The organism is Halarchaeum nitratireducens (assembly GCF_014647155.1).
In the GTDB taxonomy this organism is placed as follows: Archaea; Halobacteriota; Halobacteria; order Halobacteriales; family Halobacteriaceae; genus Halarchaeum; species Halarchaeum nitratireducens.
In genome coordinates this window covers 147059-164648 of sequence record NZ_BMOQ01000007.1, presented here as the reverse complement: position 1 = coordinate 164648, position 17590 = coordinate 147059, and the positions used below count along the sequence as shown (strand labels likewise).

Sequence of the window (17590 nt, the reverse complement as noted above, 5' to 3'; positions counted from 1 at the left end):
GGGCCGCCCCTGACGGGCGCGGGGCGGCCCGGAGAGCCGTCCCGGACACGACCATGAGTAGCCGTATCTACGAGCGACAGTTCGACGAGGACGACGGACAGACACTGCCGACCGATCCGGGGTGCCCGGAGTGCGAAGGCGACACGGCGACCGACGGCGGCGAAACGGCGTGCGTCGAGTGCGGGCTCGTCATCGATGAGTACCGGATCGACCACCGTGGACGACTCTACACGGGGTTCGACGAGGAGGAGACCGTCGAGCGGACGGGCCCACCGCTCACCGAAGGCCGACACGATCGCGGGCTCTCCAGTGAGATCGGGTGGAAGCGGGATGCACGCGGGAACACGCTCACGTCGCGCAAACGTCGCCAGCTCGCGCGCCTCCGCACCCGGCATCGCCGCGGTCGACTGCCCCCGCGCTGTCCGCGAGTCCGCGTCCGCCCTCTATCCGGAGCGTCTCGCCGCCCACGCGCGCGCGGCGTCGACCCGCTCTTCCACGTGCCGACGGATAGCTATGCGATCATCAACCCCCACGACGTCTACACGCCTCTCGAAGCCGTCGTCGCCGAGAAGACGATCGACGGCCGGCCGCTCGGCGACGCCATCTTCGGCGCGATCAGACAGTACCGTGGTGGCGGCGAGGTCCACATGGACGTCCTCTTCGACGGCCTCTCCGTCACGCTCCCGGGGCGCGAAGAACCGATCGCGGTCGGGTTCTCCTCCGGCTACGACTTCTTCGGCGGCCACGCGGTCTACGTCGAGGGGTTCGCACAGGACTCCTACTGCGCGAACTCGATCCACGCGCTGACGGATCGCCGAACCGTCAAGCACGTCGGGGACGTCCAGTCCTTCGAGACCTGGTGGGAGCGCCTCCTCGGCCAACTCCAGATCGTCGCTGACGACCTCGCGGCCTTCATCACTGATGCCCGCGAGATCACGCTCGACCTCCGCGAGGTGCCCTTCGACGTCGAGACCTTCTACGCCCTCCTCGACTTCCCCGACTACCTCGCTGAGCGCGCGGCCAGCGACGCCCGTGCCGAGGCCGACGATCCCTTCGAGATCGACATGTGGACACTCCACACGGGCGCGACGCACGCCCTCACCCACTTCTACACCGGTAAGGAGGGCGCGGCACTCGACCGGTACGTTCGGGTTGCTAACGACATCCTGTTCAACCCCGCAGGCACGCTCGATCGACTCACGCGGACGTACCGACAACAGGTGAGTGAGGCGACGAGGGACGATGGTCAGACTGGTCTCGACGACCACGCCGCGCTCGCCCAAGTCGAACGCGTTGAGCGCGACCTTCGGGCCGACATCGAGCAGTTCGAGACGCGTGAAGCCGCACTCCGAGAACGGTTCGCCCAGGGTGACTGAGAGGCAAGGTCGGGCCTCAGCCCCGTGGGATTCTACCACGTCGCGACACGAACCCTCCGTCGGGCCCGGGCGGTTAGTCCAATACGACCTCTCAGACACTGTACCTCTCGTTGACCAATTTGGCTATCGGACTGCTCTTAGTCGATTAGGATTGAGGGGTCGGATCAACTATACTGAGCGGAACTTCATCGAGAAGTGGTTTTACACCCTCAAAATGCGCGCCGACTACTGCCATAGCTCGTGGGTGGGCAGTCGGTCGAGTATACGCGAATAGCTTGAACGATTCCCGCACTACTACAACCGTTAGAGACCGCACCAAGATCTCGACGGAAAGACGCCAATCGAGGGGGTTCAGAATTAGACAGTGGCAATCTTCTGCCAATCCGCCATCGGATAATAAAACAATTCACTGAAAGCGTCACTCGTCGAGGCTTCAGGGGAGTGCAAATCCCGGTCAGTAGAACCGGCACCGATTCAACCGCACTCCAGCAAACCCCAGTGTGCGCTTGACACGCCTGATCGACGAGTACCTCATCGGGTGGGTCATCCTCGCCGTCCTCCTCGGTGTACTCGTACCATCGCTGCGCGTGGTGACGCAGGCGACCACACCGATTCTCGTCGTGATGGTCGGAAGCACCTCACTCCTCCTCTCGATCGAGGACGTCCGTGCGGTTGACCGACGCGTCCTCGCAGGCGTCCTCCTCGCACATCTCGCAATGCCGCTTCTCGCGTTCACCATCGCCACCGTCCTGGGACTCTCACCTACGCTTACGGCGGGGTTCGTTCTCCTCGGCGCGGTTACACCCGAACTCGTCTCCCCGACGATGACCGCGCTCGCCGACGGTGATATTGCGCTCTCCTCGATTTCGCTCGTCGCTATCGGCGTCGTGAGCGTCCTTTACACGCCCGCTTCCGTCATCACGCTACTTGGTAAGGCGGTCCACGTCGATAGCGGGCGCCTCGTCTCCGAACTCCTCGTCGCCGTCGTCCTCCCGATGGTGACCGCAGTACTCGCCCGCTCGCGCTACGAGCGCGTCGTCGTGCACTACGACGACTACTACACGAGTATCGCGTCCGTGATGGTCGTCCTGATCATCGGCGGGGTCGCCGCCGCGAATGCCACCCATCTCCGTGCGGTCACTCCCCATCTGGCGCTCGTCGTTACCGGCGCGTTCACGCTGAACCTCCTCGGCTACGGCCTCGGGTGGAGCGTCACACGCATCGCGGACGCGACGCACGCCGAACGCCTCGCCGGGACGTTTTCCGTCGGAATGCGCGACTTCGCCGTCGCCGCCGCGCTCGTCGTCGCCGCCGGCTTCCCCGCAATTGCTGCGCTCCCCGCAGTCTGCTTCGGCATCGTCGAAATGGTGACCAGCGCCGCAATCGCGCAGTTGGCGACGCGCAACTGACCCGGAATTTGCAGAGGGTCGGAGTATCTCTTGGGGTGGACCGTCTGCGTCTCGAGACCATGGGGTCGTTGCACTCGGCCTGAACTTCAGCCGTGGGATTCCGAGAAGCGCCCTTGGAAATCATCCGCGGAGCGAGCGGCAGCTAGTGAGGCTGACAGTCTCTCGGAAGCCGAAGTCAATGACGAGACTGTGCGCTGCCGGAAGCGAAGGCGGGTGTCCGAGCGGGCGACGGCACGAGCGATTCCGAGATCGACGGACCTACTCGGGGTTCCCGGTGAGAGATGCCGCTAGAGGGAGTCCCCGCAGATTCTCACTCACCGTTGCCACGGTAGCCGATGAATGTCCAGTGGACGTGGTAGTCCCCGCCATCAAGTGCGTTGGTGATGTCGACTTGGTAGAGTGCTTGCTTGATCGCACCCGTCTCGTCTTCCTCGAAAAGAATGACTTCTGCTTCGTGGCGCGTGCGTTCAATGATGCTGTATCGCTCGACGTTGTCCCTGCCCCCGATTTCGTCGTCGAGGATTCCCTCGATAGAGGGAAGGGTATCCTCCGATTTATCATCTGTTCCCATATCACAGTATACCAGGTCCCCGCACATGAGATTTGCTGATTGCCAAATATGGGTGGTGTATTTTTCTCTCAGAGAAACCAGGCATATATAGGAGTTGTGTACTGACGACCGGCATCGGTAGGTATTTGTTTCGGCTCTTAGTACGGACGGGGCATGCAGGAGTCCTCTGCGACGATCGGCCGGGATCTCGGCCGAATCTTTCAGGCGTTCTCCGTGATGCCGCTGCTGTCGCTCCCGGTCACCCTCGTCTGGCACGAGCTCTACGCAGTTCCTGCACTCCTCGTCTCGGCGGTCCTTCCACTCGGAATCGGAACCGCACTCACCCGTCGGTTCGCTGGCGCTGCCGAGCCGGGGAAGCTCCACGGGATGATGATCGCGGCGAGCGGTTGGTTCCTCGTCGCCATCTTCGGTGCACTTCCGTTTCTCCTCGTCGCGTGGACACAGCGATTTGCACTCTTCGGGGCGCCGCTCCTCTCGGAGACGACGGCGGCACACCTCTCCGCGCTGAACGCAGTCTTCGAAAGCCTTAGCGGCTTCACGGGTACGGGACTCACGATGAGCGTGAACGAGTCCGAACTCCCGCACGTCCTGCAGTGGTGGCGGTCGTTCATCGAATGGATCGGCGGTGTCGGCGTCATCGTGTTGACGACGGCGATTCTCGCACGCCCAGGGTCGGGGAGCCTGACGCTTTACGAGTCGGAGGCACGCTCCGAGAAGATCCACCCGAGCATCGTCTCGACGGTCCGCACCATCTGGTGGATCTTCCTCCTCTTCACCGTCTTCTCCATCCTGGTGTTGTGGCTGGCGGGAATGCCGATGTGGGACGCAATCAACCATGCGATGACTGGGCTCGCCACCGGCGGGTTCTCGATCACGGACGGCTCTATTGCGACCTACGACAGCCCCCTCATTGATTTCGCACTTCTTCCCATTATGGTGCTCGGGAGCATCGCGTTCCCCGTCCACTACCTCGTCCTCCGTGGCGACCTCTCCCAGCTGTACGAGGACCTCCAGACGCGCTGGGTATTCGGTTTCTTCGGACTCCTGTCGGCATTCCTCGTCGCCATCATCTACAGCCAGGGCGTGTATCAGTCGACGGAGACGGTCACCTTCCTCGGTACCACGCTCACCGGGAACGCGGCGGCGCTCTTCCAGTCGGTCCGGTACGGCGTCTTCCAGTTCGTCTCGGCGGCTTCCTGTACGGGCTTCCAGACGGCCAACTCGCTCGGAACGCAGTGGTCGATGGCCGCGCAGGTGACGGTCGCAATCGGGATGGTAGTCGGGGCGGCTGCGGGGTCGACCGTCGGCGGCATCAAACTCGTCCGTCTCGCCACGCTCACAAAGGGGACCGCCTACCGCATCCGGAACGTCTTTCTGCCACAGACCGCCGTGACGCACTTCGATCTCGGGAACCGGAAGCTCGACGATCAGGAAGCCGCCCGGGAGTTCGAGGAGGCCGCCATCATCACGTTCCTCTGGTTCATCTTCCTCGCCGTCGGTGCGTTCGTCCTCATGCTCACCGTCGACTCGTCGTTCACGCTTCCGAACGTCCTCTTCGAGATCGCGAGCGCGCAGGGGAACGTCGGACTCTCGGCGGGCATTACCGGCCCCGAAATGCCGACGCCCGCGAAGGTGACCTTCCTCTTCAACATGTGGATCGGCCGCCTCGAAATCATCCCCGTGCTCGTCTTACTCCGCGGCCTCCTCTACCGCGAGGGTGTCTTCCAATGAGCCTCCGAAACTGGCCGGTCATCCGGCAGTTCCGCGAGTTCGGCGGTGACGACTCCATCGTGGACGCACTCATCGTCGTCGGTCTCGCACTCGTCGCCGCCGGCGCCACCCTCGGCCGGCATCCGGCCATTCTCGGTGCCGCAGCCCTCTACGTCGTCGCCGTCGCAACCTACCCCGTCTACCGTTGGGTGCGGCGGCCCTGACAGCATCGACTACGACTAACTCACAACCACACAATCCATGTACGTCATCATCGTCGGCGCGGGCAATATCGGCTCGCAAGTCCTTGAGCTAGCTGAACAGACACAGAACGAAGTCGTCGTCATCGAACGCGACCCGGACGTCGCAGACCGCGCCGGTCGCAGACACGACTGTCTCGTCATCAACGCGGACGCAACGGAGAAGGAAACACTCGAAGATGCAGGTGCTGCACAGGCCGACGCGATCATATGCACGACCGACGAGGATGCGACCAACATCATGTGCCTCCTGCTCGCGAAGGAGTTCGAGATCCCCTCGCTCGTCACCGTCGTCCAGAATCCCGAGCACATGAACGTCTTCCGCCAGATCGGCGCGAACGTCCTCGAGAACCCCCAGCGCCTCATCGCCGAATATCTCTTTCGAGCCGTCCAGCGTCCCGCGATCAAGGACTTCATGTCCCTCGCCGGTGGGGCCGAGGTGTTCGAGGTCACGGTCACCGACACCGCACCCATCGCCGGGAAATCCCTCCACGAAGCCGACGGCGCCGACCTCATCCCGGAGGATGTCCTCGTCGTCGCCGTCGAGCGCGGTGAGACCGTCGTAACACCCCGGGGCGGGACCATCGTTGAGGCCGGTGACCTCCTCACCGTCTTCTCACGGGAAGGCGCGACAGACGGGATCCTCCGGACGTTCACCGGGACGGACACCGAGCAGTAAGCCGACCGAACGTGACGATGAAAACCGATAGACTGCACAGCGATCCGTCCCATCGGATAGATAACGATACCCACAGAGTACTTACTGGTAGGTGTGTCTCATGAGGGCCCTCGTACGGCTGTGGGAACTGGGCGTCCGACTCGACGAAGACGGGTTCTACGAGTGTCGTCACTGCGGAACCATCGTGGAGTCCGCGAGCGAGACGTGTCCGGCCTGCTGTTCCGAGGAGATCGCGAGAATCGACCTCCGCTAGTTCGATGCTGGAACCTCAGGCGTCCGCCTCGAACGGCTCGATGGCGACGCCGTCCGTACTGTAGCGTGAGAAGATGGTGACGAGATCGTCGGCTCGGATCTCGGTGAACCCGCGTGGAGTGATGATCTCGTCGTCGCGCTCGATGGCGATGACAAGCAAGTCCTTATCGAGGAGCCCGGATTTATTCGCCTCGGAGAGTGTGAGGCCGGCGATCGGTGAGTTTTCGTCGACAGTAAGCTCGATCACCTCGGCCCCTCCGGTGAGGCTGAGGAAGTCCCGCATCGGCGAGTTCCGCGGTCCGTCGCCTGGCCCGAAGTGGTCGAGCGGAACCGTCTCCTCCATGTGGACGATGTGTTCGTCCTCGATGTCGAGCCCGATGTCAGCGAGTCTCCGCGAGATGACCGTCAGCTCGTCGGAATTTGCGCCGATCGCGGTGACGTGGAGGTTTCGCCGACCAGCGAGTAGTTCACGGACGTTGACGACGCCCGGGATATTCGACACTTTCTTCGCTTGTTTCTCGCGGTCGGCGACCGGCGCGGTGCAGATGAAGAGGTTCTGCATCCAATTATCGCCCCGCTCGTAGTTGATGGCTGCGTGATAGCCAGTGATAACGCCTCGTTCCTCAAGCTGCTCGATACGGTTCCGAATCGTCGCACCCGAGACGTTCACCTCGTCGGCGATCATCGGTGCGGACGTGTTCCGTGCGTCCTCGACGAGACGATAGAGGATACGCCGATCGACTTCGTCCAACCGCTCCATATCGACGGTACGAGCCCCGAAGCTAACAGTCTTCGCATACCACCTCGGGGGCTCGTCTAGCTCGGCTTGGCTCGGCCACGCCGCGACGTTCGCGTCGTCGGGCGACTCGCGCCCTATCGACCACCGACATATTTCCTGAAACGAAACTAAACACCTCTTTTGTGCGTTATACGCAACTATCTGCTGTTTTTATATGGGTCGAGAGAAACGTCCGTATATGAGTACGTCGAGGCTCGGCGCGTTGGGCTATCGGTCAGACCCGATCTGTGAAGCCCGTATCGGGAGAGCCCACGAACGAACTCGCAATCTCACGCATCGAATAGACGTCGGAGCCTGCCCGGCACCCCGCTGTCTGAGCGGCCAAACTAGACAAGTCTCTCAACTGGGGGGACTCACGTGAGCGACGCGGCCTCCGGAGGGGCGACCACGGAGCTGTCCCGGGACATGAGCCTCTTCGACATCACGTTCATCGGTGTCGGCGCGATGATCGGTGCCGGCGTCTTCGCCCTCACGGGCTTCGCCGCCGGTATCGCCGGTCCCGCGCTTACCATCGCGTTCATCATCAACGGCTTCGTCGCACTCTTCACCGCCGTGAGCTACGCCGAACTCGGCGCCGCGTTCCCCGAGGCGGGCGGCGGCTACCTCTGGGTGAAAGAGGCCCTCCGGGACCCCAACGGCTTCTACGCCGGCTGGATGAGCTGGTTCGCCCACGCCGTCGCCTGCTCGCTCTACGCGGTGACGTTCGGGACGTTCTTCACTGTCCTCGCCGTCTACGCCATTCCCGGTCTCTCCAACCACTTCGTCCTCTTCGGCGTCCTCTCCCAACACTGGGCGGAGAAGATCGTCGCCGTCCTCGTCGTCATCGCGTTCGCGTACATCAACTATCGCGGCGCCGAGGAGACCGGGAAAGCCGGCGTCGTCGTCACGGGACTTAAGCTCCTCATCCTCGGTGCCTTCATCGTCTTCGGCGTGCGCGCCACGCTCACCGCCCCCCAGTGGGCTGGCAAGTTCCTCTCTAGCCCCATGTTCGCTCCGAACGGCGTCTTTGGGATCATCGGCGCGATGGGCTTTACTTACATCGCCTTCGAGGGCTACGAGATCATCGTCCAGTCCGGCGAGGAAGTCGTTGACCCCGGAACGAACATCCCGAAAGCCGTCTTCTACTCGCTCGCCATCGTCATACCCATCTACGTTCTCGTCGCCTTCGTCTCGATCGGCGGCATCACCGTCAACCAGCACATCATCGATCTCGCCGGTGTCGCGGGTACGCCCGCCGACTGGACGACGTGGCAGATCCTCGGCGAACTCGGTGAGCTCGGCATCATCCGCGCGGCCGGCCAGTTCGTCCCTTACGGCGTCCCGCTCCTCCTCTTCGCTGGGCTCGCCGCCACCGTCTCCGCGCTCAACGCAACCGTCTACTCCTCCTCGCGCGTCTCCTTCGCGATGGGGCGCGACCGCGTCCTCCCGCCCGTCTTCGACAACGTTCACCCGGAGAAGCGCACGCCACACATCGCGATCGCCATCTCGGCGGTGATCATTGTCGTGATGGCCATCGCCCTCCCGATCGAGTCCGTCGCCGCCGCGGCGGACATCATGTTCATTTTGCTGTTCGTGCAGGTGAACTGGACGCTCATCCGGATGCGCAAGACCCACCCGGACCTCCCACGGACCTACGAAGTCCCCTATATGCCGTGGCCGCCACTCATCGGCATCGTCCTCCAGTTCCTCCTCACGCCCTTCCTCGTCTACGAACTCGGCCTCCAAGCCATCGGCATCGGCACGAGCAACGAGGGATTGATCGCGCTCGTCACGACCATCGTCTGGATGGGGCTCGGTCTCGTCGTTTACTACGGCTACTCGCAGGCAAAGGAAGAAGAGCAACTCGAAGAGGAGACGCCGACTGTCGTCGTCGAGCAGGAACCCGCCGACCGGGAGTACCAGATCGTCGTCCCGGTCGCCAATCCGGAGACCGCAGAACAGCTCATGCACACCGCCATCGACATGGCGCGTGAGAACGACGGCGAAATCCTCGCGCTCAGCGTCGTCACCGTTCCCCAACAAACCCCGCTCGACGAGGGGCGCGAGTTCGTCGACGACGAACGCGAACTGTTGGCCCAGACGATGGAGATCGCCGAGGACGCCGACGTTCCGGTCAGCGGCACGATCAAGATCGGCCACCAGGTCTCCACAGCGATCCTGAACACGATCGAGCAACACGACAGCGATGCCGTCATCCTCGGCTGGCGGGGGCGCTCCCGGCGTCGCGACTTCGTCCTCGGGAGTAACGTCGACGACGTCGTCACGGGCGCGAAGTGTGACGTTCTCGTCGAGCGCATCGACGAGACGGTCCAAGACATTGAGCGAATCCTCGTGCCGACCGCCGGTGGTCCGCACGCCAAGCTCGCAGCCGAAGTCGCACAGGCGATCTCACACACCACGCACGCGCACGTTGACGTCGCCCACGTGGTCGAACCGGATGGCTCAGAGGCTGACCACGCGGACGCTGAAGAGCTCGTGGATACTCTCGTATCGACGCTCGCCGACGACGTCACGGTCGGAACGCGCGTTCTTGAAGGCAACGTCGTGGACGAAATCGTCGACGCGTCGGGAGAATACGACGTGACCGTGATCGGGTCGTCACGAGAAGGCCTCCTCCAACAACTCGTCTTCGGGGCCGTTCCCGAAGCTGTCGGCGAACGAGCGAAGGGCACGGTCATCATGGTCAAGCGCCACGGGACGTTCCGCTCGTGGCTCTCACGGTGGTTCACCTGGAAGTAGCGAGAATATCACGTCCACCAGCACGGTATCGGAAAACGAGCGACGGCATCATACGGACGCATCGCGCTCGTCCGCCTAGGCCAACTCGGCCCCGGAGCGAGCGTTATCGCCTTCGTTATCTACCTCGGATATGCATTCGTTTTGGGTGATCTCTCAGTCGGAAGCCGATCTTCTCACTCAGTCAGTCAGTTCCTGCCAACGTCATCCTTGGCGTGTCCGGAATGTCGGTGTACGTCCTGAACGGCGGTTTCAATCCCGTTCTGGGTTTCTACCGCGCTTCGACACCCCGTCAGGACGACGAGGTCGCCCGGTCCGACGGGTTTCAATCCCGTTCTGGGTTTCTACCGCGCTTCGACCACCCGCTTCCGAACCTCCCAGACCGGGAGGTGCGGTTTCAATCCCGTTCTGGGTTTCTACCGCGCTTCGACCCGTCGGGACCGACGACGTCGACGTCGCGCGTCCCGTGTTTCAATCCCGTTCTGGGTTTCTACCGCGCTTCGACGGTTCGGCTCGTCCGGGCCGAACTCACCCGACTACAGTTTCAATCCCGTTCTGGGTTTCTACCGCGCTTCGACTCGGTTTCGCGATCCTGGCCGAGCGTCTGCGCCCCACGTTTCAATCCCGTTCTGGGTTTCTACCGCGCTTCGACAATAGTCCTGATCGCCGATCGACCACGAGAGATAGTGTTTCAATCCCGTTCTGGGTTTCTACCGCGCTTCGACGCCCTCCACCGACGTCGTCGAGCCGCCGATGCGCCCGGTTTCAATCCCGTTCTGGGTTTCTACCGCGCTTCGACAGGCCGACAACGACAACGAGGACGGTGCGCCGATGTGTTTCAATCCCGTTCTGGGTTTCTACCGCGCTTCGACAGCTCGCTCGGGTGCGTGAGGCGGCGAGCCAGTACGGTTTCAATCCCGCTCTGGGTTTCTACCGCGCTTCGACCGCATCCTCATGTCCAGCCGTCAGGGCCCCGGCAAGTTTCAATCCCGTTCTGGGTTTCTACCGCGCTTCGACCGAACCCGGCGGCTGACCAGCTCGTCGTCCGGTCGATGTTTCAATCCCGTTCTGGGTTTCTACCGCGCTTCGACGTCGGCGTCCTCGACGTCGTCGGCGTCGTCAAGCGGTTTCAATCCCGTTCTGGGTTTCTACCGCGCTTCGACCCGGCCCCGTCATCAACGGGGTCGACTACGGGGTCCGGCTCGGGGTGTTTCAATCCCGTTCTGGGTTTCTACCGCGCTTCGACTCGAACTCCCGCCGTCGTCCTGGGGGTCCTCCCCCTGTTTCAATCCCGTTCTGGGTTTCTACCGCGCTTCGACGACCATCCGAATCCCCCACGACCTACAGGGAATCCTGTTTCAATCCCGTTCTGGGTTTCTACCGCGCTTCGACCCAGCGAGCCGGCTACGTAGGACTACTCGAAGACGTGTTTCAATCCCGTTCTGGGTTTCTACCGCGCTTCGACACGTCGAGGTTGTCGAGACACCGCAGAGTGGCACGTTTCAATCCCGTTCTGGGTTTCTACCGCGCTTCGACCGCTCGCGGCGGTCGTCGGCCTCGACGATGATGGGGGGTTTCAATCCCGTTCTGGGTTTCTACCGCGCTTCGACGCGTGCAGCGGACTCTCTCGTCGATTATCGGGGGGATGTTTCAATCCCGTTCTGGGTTTCTACCGCGCTTCGACCGCACTTCCGCCGTTCAGCGGTGTCGGAGCCCACTGTTTCAATCCCGTTCTGGGTTTCTACCGCGCTTCGACCGGCGCTCGCGTGGACGGTGGCTTCCTGGATATCCGGTTTCAATCCCGTTCTGGGTTTCTACCGCGCTTCGACGCGACGACCGCGCAGGACGATTGCGGCGATCCTCTCCGTTTCAATCCCGTTCTGGGTTTCTACCGCGCTTCGACAGGGGGTGTTTTGTCGGGGATAGCACCTATAGTTTTCTCTGACGGTAGGAGAGAGCGGCGGTTGTTCGTGGACCCCTGCTGTACACGGCTTTGAAAAAGGTCCACGAAGGGGGGACGTCAGATAACGTTCGACTGCTCGTCCGGTGGCTCCGTTCCGAGGTCGGTCGTCGCCTTCTGACAGGCCTCACAGAGTCGATACAATCGAATACGGTCGCCATCAGCTGGCTCGATGTGGCTCTCGAGTTCGTCTTCGAGTTCGACCCGCTGGCTCTTCGAGACATCGACTTCAAAGACGCTGTACTGTCGCCACGCGCCGTATCGTTCGAGCGTCCGATAGACGCGCCGCCGATTCCCGTCGTCGCTGACGTCGTACGTCACTGCCAACCTCATCTCGATACCTCCAGCGCGTGGTAGTCGTCGAGTTCACCTGTGATCGCTTTCCGCAGGAGGATCACTTGCTGTCGGATCGCCTTCCGACGGCTCACGCGATAGTCGAAGTGGGGATGTGTCAGCTCCTCGTCCATGTAGTCGTCGAACTTGTCCAGGTACGCTTGGAAGCCGTCGTCGGTGAGACGGTTGTCGGTCCCGAACTGGTCGTGCGTGATCGTCCCGCGGTTGACCAAGCGGGTGACGAACGCGTCGCAGAAAAGCGGCCGGAACTCCTCTTCGAGGTCGAGCGCGAGCGACGGCCGGCCGTGTCGATCAGCGTGGAGTACGCCCAGGAAGGGATCGAGATTGTAGCAGCGCAGCGCGCTCAACACCTCGTTCTTCATCATCACGTACGTCAGCGACAGCAGGGAGTTGATGTGGTCTTCGGGCGGGCGCTTACTGCGCGTCTCGAACGTCCAGTCGTCAACGAGCGTCTCGTCGAGTCGGTCGAAGTAGCGCTCGGCGGCCTCGCCTTCGATGCCGCGGAGATCGTCCTTGTTCGATGCGGTCGAGACGTGCTCGCCAAGGTCCTTGAGCACGGTCGTCCCGCGAACGCCCTTCCGCGAGAGGATTGTCCGCGCGTTCCGAATCTTCGCCGCGATCATGGCCTTTGCGATGGCGAGCTCGGCGTCGTCGTTGAGTGCGTACTGCGCGCGACGGACTTCTGCGATGGTGTTCCGCTCGGGCACGAAACTCCCCCGGTACTGCCCCTTCTGCGTGAAGTAGTTGAGCACGATTCCGTGTTCGTTCGCCGTCGCGACGAACGGCGTCGAGAAGTTCACGCCGCCGAAGACGTTGATCGTGTCGAGTTTTTCGACGGGGAACGACGCGAGTTCGCCGTCGTCCCCCTCGACATCGTAGACGACGACCTGGCCGCCGTCGATACGGACCTGCGAGCCCTGCGTCGTCACGTAGACGACCGAGTCGTCGAACATTCCCTGGCTCTCTTTCACGTCAGGTCACCTGACGACGTCCCCTCCCATCCAGTTCCTTCTGCTTCGGATGGGGAGAGAACGGCTGTTTCACCGGGCATACAGTACGCTCTCGCTGAGCACGCCTCGCACTTCGAGGGAGTTTGAGTCAGCGGTGGAATCGAATCGACGGACATGGTCTGGATTCGCTGTAGTATCTCGCGGACTGTGTCGCGGTGGTCCTGTGTGATACGGACCGAGTGTCGGGTATCAGTCGAGTAGAGGTAGATGTACCCCACGTTCACGGGTTCGTCCATGGCGTCTTCGAGCAGCATACAGTAGCCGGCGAGTTGGACTTCGTCACTCGGATAGTACGATCCGCTCTCCGAGCGCTTCCGCTCGACCGGAGTCGGTGTCCCGCTCTCGGTGTCCACGAGGTCGATCTTTCCGTGCATCCCGAGGTCGTCCGAGCGGAAGTACCGCTCTGTCACCCAACTCCCACGACGGGACCCGTGCTCGTGTTTCGAGCGACCGTCGACGAGTTCGTACGGTTCGCCGATTTCGTCGTAGTACCGCTGGTAGTAGTATCGACGGGGACAGTAGACGAACTCGTTCAGCGCACTCACGTAGACCAGTTCGTCCTTGAAGCTCGATCCCGGCATCTCAGAGATCGATCCCCAAGCTCTCGAGGTCGACGGCGTTCTGCGACTCCTGTACCGCGCAGTGAAGATAGAGCGCGTCGAGACCGAGTGCGACACACCACTGCTCGTCGCCGAGGGTGAGTGGGTAAAGGAAGAGGAACGTCCCAAGATCGTATCGGTTCTTGACCTTCGAGGGATTCCCCTTCAGGGCGTAGCAGAGCACGTCGAGGTCCTCGTCCATCTCGTCGCGGAGGTGGGCGATCGACGTGATCCGATCCGCTCCGTCGGGATCGACGTCAATCCCGATTCCATCGAGTTCGCGAGGTTTCCGCGTTCCCTCGTCAGCGCCGTCGCCGCGAAGCCAGCTGTATATCTCCGGGATAGCTTGGAGACGTACGCTCCGTCCGTATCCGTCGTCGTTCGTTTCGATCGTTCCGTCGTACGTGCAGTATCCCGTGACGTACGGCGCGAGGTGGGAAACGTCGTCAGCGTGATCCTCCGGGACGAGTTTGTCGAAGTCAGATCGTGAGAAGAACTCGACGTCCCCGTAACGAAGGAGGTAGAACAGGTCGTACGTCTTGATCGGCTCGTCGGCGCCCGGGTCCCTGTCGTAGACGAGGGCTTGTAGCGAGCCGCCGCGGTACCACTGGAGCGTTCGTTCGGCCGCACTGTCGATGACGTCGGCGTGCGTTTCGACGTCCGATCGAGTGAGCGGTGGATCGCCACCGCTGAAGTGTCGGAGGATACGCGCCCACCCTTTCTCGCGGATCTCTTCGGCCCGTTCTGAGTTGGCATCGCGAGCACGCCGCTCGACGTGGTAGTATGCTTCGGCTGCCGAGTACCGCCAGTCGAACGATTCGAACTCCCGAGGGTCGTGATAGGCGTCCTCAAGCACCTCGATGAGACGCACCCGCGGGACACGACCGTCGTGTTCGATCTCGGAAATCGAAGCCGCGACGGTCGATGGAACGTAGCAGCGGGCGGACTGTCGCTCGGATTTCGTTCGGAGACGACCGAGGCGCTGGACGAAACTCGCCCGGTCGGGAGCCGAGAACACGAGACGGTCGACAGAGAAGTCGATACCGACTTCGACGGCGGAGTTACTCACGAGCACGTCGAAGTCGTCGAGTTTCTCCTCGGCGTCGCCGCGATGGAACCCGTCGATTCGAACGACGGTCTGTTCGTCGAGCGCGCTCGAGAGGCGAGTATACACCTCGTCCACTTCGTGTATCCCGTCGAGGATGAAGACGGTCCGTCCAGACCGCTTGGCGAATGCTTCCGTGTCCTCCCAATCAGCACCGAGGAGTTCACTCGCGGTGTCGAACGTCGACGCCGAGCGGACGTCGAGGTCGACGGGCGGCATGACTGCACTCCATCCGTCCGTCGGCGTCTCGTCGAACGGGCGCTCCTCGACGGTTTCGCGACGCGCGGTCACGCGGTGGTACGAGGCGCTCATCGCTTCCTCGAAGCGGTGTTCGAGACGCGTCGTCGGTGTCGCGCTGAGGAGCACGACCTTCGAGAGCGCGCACTGGTACTCGGGGAGGTCGTACATCTCGTCGAGCGCGAACAGGAGCGTGTTCTGCTCTTTTCGATCGGCGCGGTGGAACTCGTCGACGACGACCGTCTCGAGCTCATTGAGCTGTCTGATTCGTGACCCCGGATCACCGGACCGTCCGTAGATGTGCCGCCGCATCATCACGAGTATGTCGGGATTCGTCAGGACGAGAACTGGGCCTTGACGCTGGTGCACGTACGTTCGAAGGAGGCGTTGTAACCGTTCCCCGTTCGTCTCCGCTTTCGGGTACTCGGTTGCGTACCGTGTCCTGAGTGTCTCGGCCGTGATCGGGAGCACTTCGACGTCCGTTCCCACCTTCGGGAAGCTCTCCTCGAGTTCGTCAGTGAGCTGGTCGTACTGGTCGTGGATGAGTGCGTTCGTCGGGTAGACCGCGAGCGCGTGCTCGCCCCGTTCGACGACGGGAGCGAGCCACGACATCGTCTTCCCACCACCGGTCGGACTGTCGTTCACCGCGAGGAACTCGTCCGAGGTGTCGAACAACTCTCGGAGGTCCTGTTGATGGCCGTACGGCTCGAAAGTGTCCCCTTCGACCGGATACGTCGGGTCGTCGTGCCGTCGTAGTTCGACGCCCGAGAGGGGAAGCGTAGCGTTCATCGCTTGGTCTCGAGGAACGTCGCGTCGGCGGGGAGGCGGATGCCGTCGTCGTCCCCCCCGTTCTCTTCGTCTTCGCCGTCCGGATCTAGTACCTCGAGTTCGAGGTACGAACCCTCGTACGATGCCTGCATCACGAGCGGCGTCGGTCGCATCCGCTTGGTTACGAGGTTCCCGACCGGCGTGAGGCTCGTGTCGTACGCCCCGATCGGATGACCGAGATCGAACTCCCCGGATCCTTCCGAGACGGTCAGCGGTTCGGTTTCGATGCGGGCTTTGCCGCGTTTCTTCCCGAGGCGAGCGTAGCCGGGCACCAGTTCCTCGAGCTCGGCCGTATCGAAACCGCGCCCGACGACGTAGCACGTGAGTTCGTTCCCGTGGCCGAGCACGCGACGCCGACCGTACGTCGGGAGATTCCGTTTCGCGTCCGGGTCTTCCTGTGCCGAGTAGTTGATGGTCGCGTAGTCGTCGCTGCTCGTGTTGTACGTCGACGTGATCCGGTTCGCGAGTCCCACCCCGGGGGAGTCGGACGGCGTCGCCGGTGTCACGTACAGCTCGTCGGCGATCGCGTCGGTGTCGTCGAGGTACGTCGGTTCGAACGAGCGATCGACGTAGCGGCCGGAGGCGAATCCGAGCGCGTAGTAGAGCGCCGTGTTCAGGAAGTAGGGTTCGGTGTCCGCGAGCCGGCCGACCTCGCGGCTCGCGAACCAGATCTCTCCCTGCGTCCGGAGCGTCACTTCGAGTGCTGCCGTCATCCCTCAGTCGGTCTGTTCGAGGAACGCGCGTGAGGCGTCCAGTTGCGTTTCGAGGACGTCGGCGAGTGAGTCGCCCGTTGCGGCGTCGAGCAAATCGTCGACGGTGTCGTCCGGGACGCGCTCGAGGTCGAGGCCGCCGCGCTCCGCGTTGACGCGCTCGTCGAAGGCGGACTGAAGCAAGTCGCCGACGAGCTCAGGGTCGTGTGCTGCTGCCGTGATGACGTCCTGGATCGAGTCGGCAGTCGTCTCGTCGGTATCACGGAGGCGCGTGAGGACGTCCCGGGTCAGCCCGAGGTTCGCCGGGCCCTCTTCGCTCCCGGTGTAGACGCCGAGGACGTGATTCTTAACGCGGCCGAGGCGGGACGTCGCGGCGCCGTAGCGTTTGTTCTTCGCCGTGATCCCGAGGACGAACGCGAGCTCCTCAGGCGTCGCGTCGCGGAGCGTGATGACCGAGGGGAACAGCGTCCCGGGTTCGAAGAAGTCAGGTTCGCGGATCGTCGCCTCCGCGCTCTTCGCGTAGTCGTCACCGGGTGCGTTCTGGAACTTCTCGTCGATCACCGCAGTCGCGTCCCGCAGCGTGTAGGCGGTGTCGTACATCACGCGAGACGTGATCGAGAGCTGTTGGTCGGCGTCGTCGCTCGCGGCGCTCCCGTAGAGGATGCACTCGACGCACTCCTGACACATCTTGTTGACCTGCATCGTACACTCGGTGTCAAGCAGGTCGCGCTGGAGGGACTTGCCGAAGCGCCGATCGCTCCCCGTCTGCTTGCGCATGAACATCAGTCCTGGCGAGTACGTCTCGCGGTCGTCGCCAGACCCGACCGCGACGTTCGCGAGATCGGCGCTCTGCCCGTCTGTCGTGAAGACCGCGTGGCTCTCCAGCTCGCGGAGGACGAGCACGTTCGTGAAGTTGTTCTCCGGGGCGATCGTCATCTCGTCTCGGGAAACGGTGCCGCGCTCCAGTTCGGGGTAGGTGTCGTAGTCGAACATCG

At 62.7% G+C, this 17590-nt stretch carries 14 protein-coding genes, 1 pseudogene and 1 CRISPR repeat array; of the genes and pseudogenes, 7 read left to right on the top strand and 8 right to left on the bottom strand.

Annotated elements, in window-relative coordinates; all coding sequences use genetic code 11:
- Window positions 1-53 precede the first annotated feature (53 nt).
- From IEX91_RS13300 to IEX91_RS13290, 3 genes and pseudogenes are all read left to right on the top strand, one after another.
- Entirely contained in the window at window positions 54-1376 is a 1323-nt protein-coding gene (locus tag IEX91_RS13300; protein ID WP_229772880.1) for a transcription initiation factor IIB family protein, read from the top strand.
- 79 nt (window positions 1377-1455) lie between these two features.
- Window positions 1456-1683: pseudogene (locus IEX91_RS13295) on the top strand (IS6 family transposase); the annotation flags it as partial.
- A gap of 193 nt (window positions 1684-1876) precedes the next feature.
- On the top strand, window positions 1877-2785 hold the full coding sequence (locus tag IEX91_RS13290; protein WP_188879559.1) for a bile acid:sodium symporter family protein: 909 nt from the start codon (window positions 1877-1879) through the stop codon (window positions 2783-2785).
- Window positions 2786-3095: 310 nt separating this feature from the next.
- On the opposite strand, the gene IEX91_RS13285 is transcribed toward IEX91_RS13290, so the two are convergent.
- Window positions 3096-3356, bottom strand: coding sequence for a hypothetical protein (locus IEX91_RS13285; RefSeq protein WP_188879558.1), 261 nt, complete (start codon window positions 3354-3356; stop codon window positions 3096-3098).
- A 153-nt stretch (window positions 3357-3509) separates the two neighbouring features.
- Between IEX91_RS13285 and IEX91_RS13280 the strand changes: the two genes are divergently transcribed.
- Genes IEX91_RS13280 through IEX91_RS13270 form a run of 3 tightly spaced genes read left to right on the top strand, consistent with a single transcriptional unit; the run spans window position 3510 to window position 6005 of the window.
- A complete protein-coding gene (locus tag IEX91_RS13280; protein WP_188879557.1) occupies window positions 3510-5087 on the top strand; it encodes a TrkH family potassium uptake protein in 1578 nt (525 codons plus the stop codon).
- Window positions 5084-5290: a hypothetical protein gene (locus tag IEX91_RS13275; protein ID WP_188879556.1), complete on the top strand. Its 207-nt coding sequence runs from the start codon at window positions 5084-5086 to the stop codon at window positions 5288-5290. Before IEX91_RS13280 ends, IEX91_RS13275 begins: the two co-directional genes overlap by 4 nt.
- A 37-nt stretch (window positions 5291-5327) precedes the next feature.
- On the top strand, window positions 5328-6005 hold the full coding sequence (locus IEX91_RS13270) for a potassium channel family protein (protein WP_188879555.1): 678 nt from the start codon (window positions 5328-5330) through the stop codon (window positions 6003-6005).
- A gap of 268 nt (window positions 6006-6273) precedes the next feature.
- Here the strand turns inward: IEX91_RS13270 and IEX91_RS13265 are convergent, their stop codons facing one another.
- Window positions 6274-7017 (bottom strand): Lrp/AsnC family transcriptional regulator, encoded by a 744-nt coding sequence (locus tag IEX91_RS13265; RefSeq protein ID WP_188879554.1) that lies wholly within the window; start codon window positions 7015-7017, stop codon window positions 6274-6276.
- Between the two features lie 444 nt (window positions 7018-7461).
- Between IEX91_RS13265 and IEX91_RS13260 the strand changes: the two genes are divergently transcribed.
- A complete protein-coding gene (locus IEX91_RS13260; protein WP_188879629.1) occupies window positions 7462-9795 on the top strand; it encodes an amino acid permease in 2334 nt (777 codons plus the stop codon).
- A 246-nt stretch (window positions 9796-10041) separates the two neighbouring features.
- Window positions 10042-11695: direct repeats of the CRISPR family, unit length 37 nt; unit sequence GTTTCAATCCCGTTCTGGGTTTCTACCGCGCTTCGAC.
- Window positions 11696-11812: 117 nt separating this feature from the next.
- Here the strand turns inward: IEX91_RS13260 and cas2 are convergent.
- The 6 genes from cas2 to cas7d are packed head-to-tail and all read right to left on the bottom strand — an operon-like array spanning window position 11813 to window position 17588.
- Window positions 11813-12085 (bottom strand): CRISPR-associated endonuclease Cas2, encoded by a 273-nt coding sequence (gene cas2, locus IEX91_RS13255; RefSeq protein WP_188879553.1) that lies wholly within the window; start codon window positions 12083-12085, stop codon window positions 11813-11815.
- Entirely contained in the window at window positions 12082-13077 is a 996-nt protein-coding gene (gene cas1, locus IEX91_RS13250) for a CRISPR-associated endonuclease Cas1 (RefSeq protein ID WP_188879552.1), read from the bottom strand. The genes cas2 and cas1 overlap by 4 nt, the downstream gene beginning before the upstream one ends.
- Window positions 13074-13697: a CRISPR-associated protein Cas4 gene (gene cas4 / locus IEX91_RS13245; protein WP_188879551.1), complete on the bottom strand. Its 624-nt coding sequence runs from the start codon at window positions 13695-13697 to the stop codon at window positions 13074-13076. Before cas4 ends, cas1 begins: the two co-directional genes overlap by 4 nt.
- Before the next feature lies 1 nt (window position 13698).
- Window positions 13699-15846, bottom strand: a complete 2148-nt coding sequence (cas3, locus tag IEX91_RS13240) for a type I-D CRISPR-associated helicase Cas3' (RefSeq protein ID WP_188879549.1) — start codon at window positions 15844-15846, stop codon at window positions 13699-13701.
- Window positions 15843-16598 (bottom strand): type I-D CRISPR-associated protein Cas5/Csc1, encoded by a 756-nt coding sequence (gene cas5d, locus IEX91_RS13235; protein ID WP_188879548.1) that lies wholly within the window; start codon window positions 16596-16598, stop codon window positions 15843-15845. The genes cas3 and cas5d overlap by 4 nt, the downstream gene beginning before the upstream one ends.
- Window positions 16599-16601: 3 nt before the next feature.
- Complete coding sequence (cas7d, locus tag IEX91_RS13230; RefSeq protein WP_188879547.1) at window positions 16602-17588, bottom strand: type I-D CRISPR-associated protein Cas7/Csc2; 987 nt, start codon at window positions 17586-17588, stop codon at window positions 16602-16604.
- Window positions 17589-17590 lie beyond the last annotated feature (2 nt).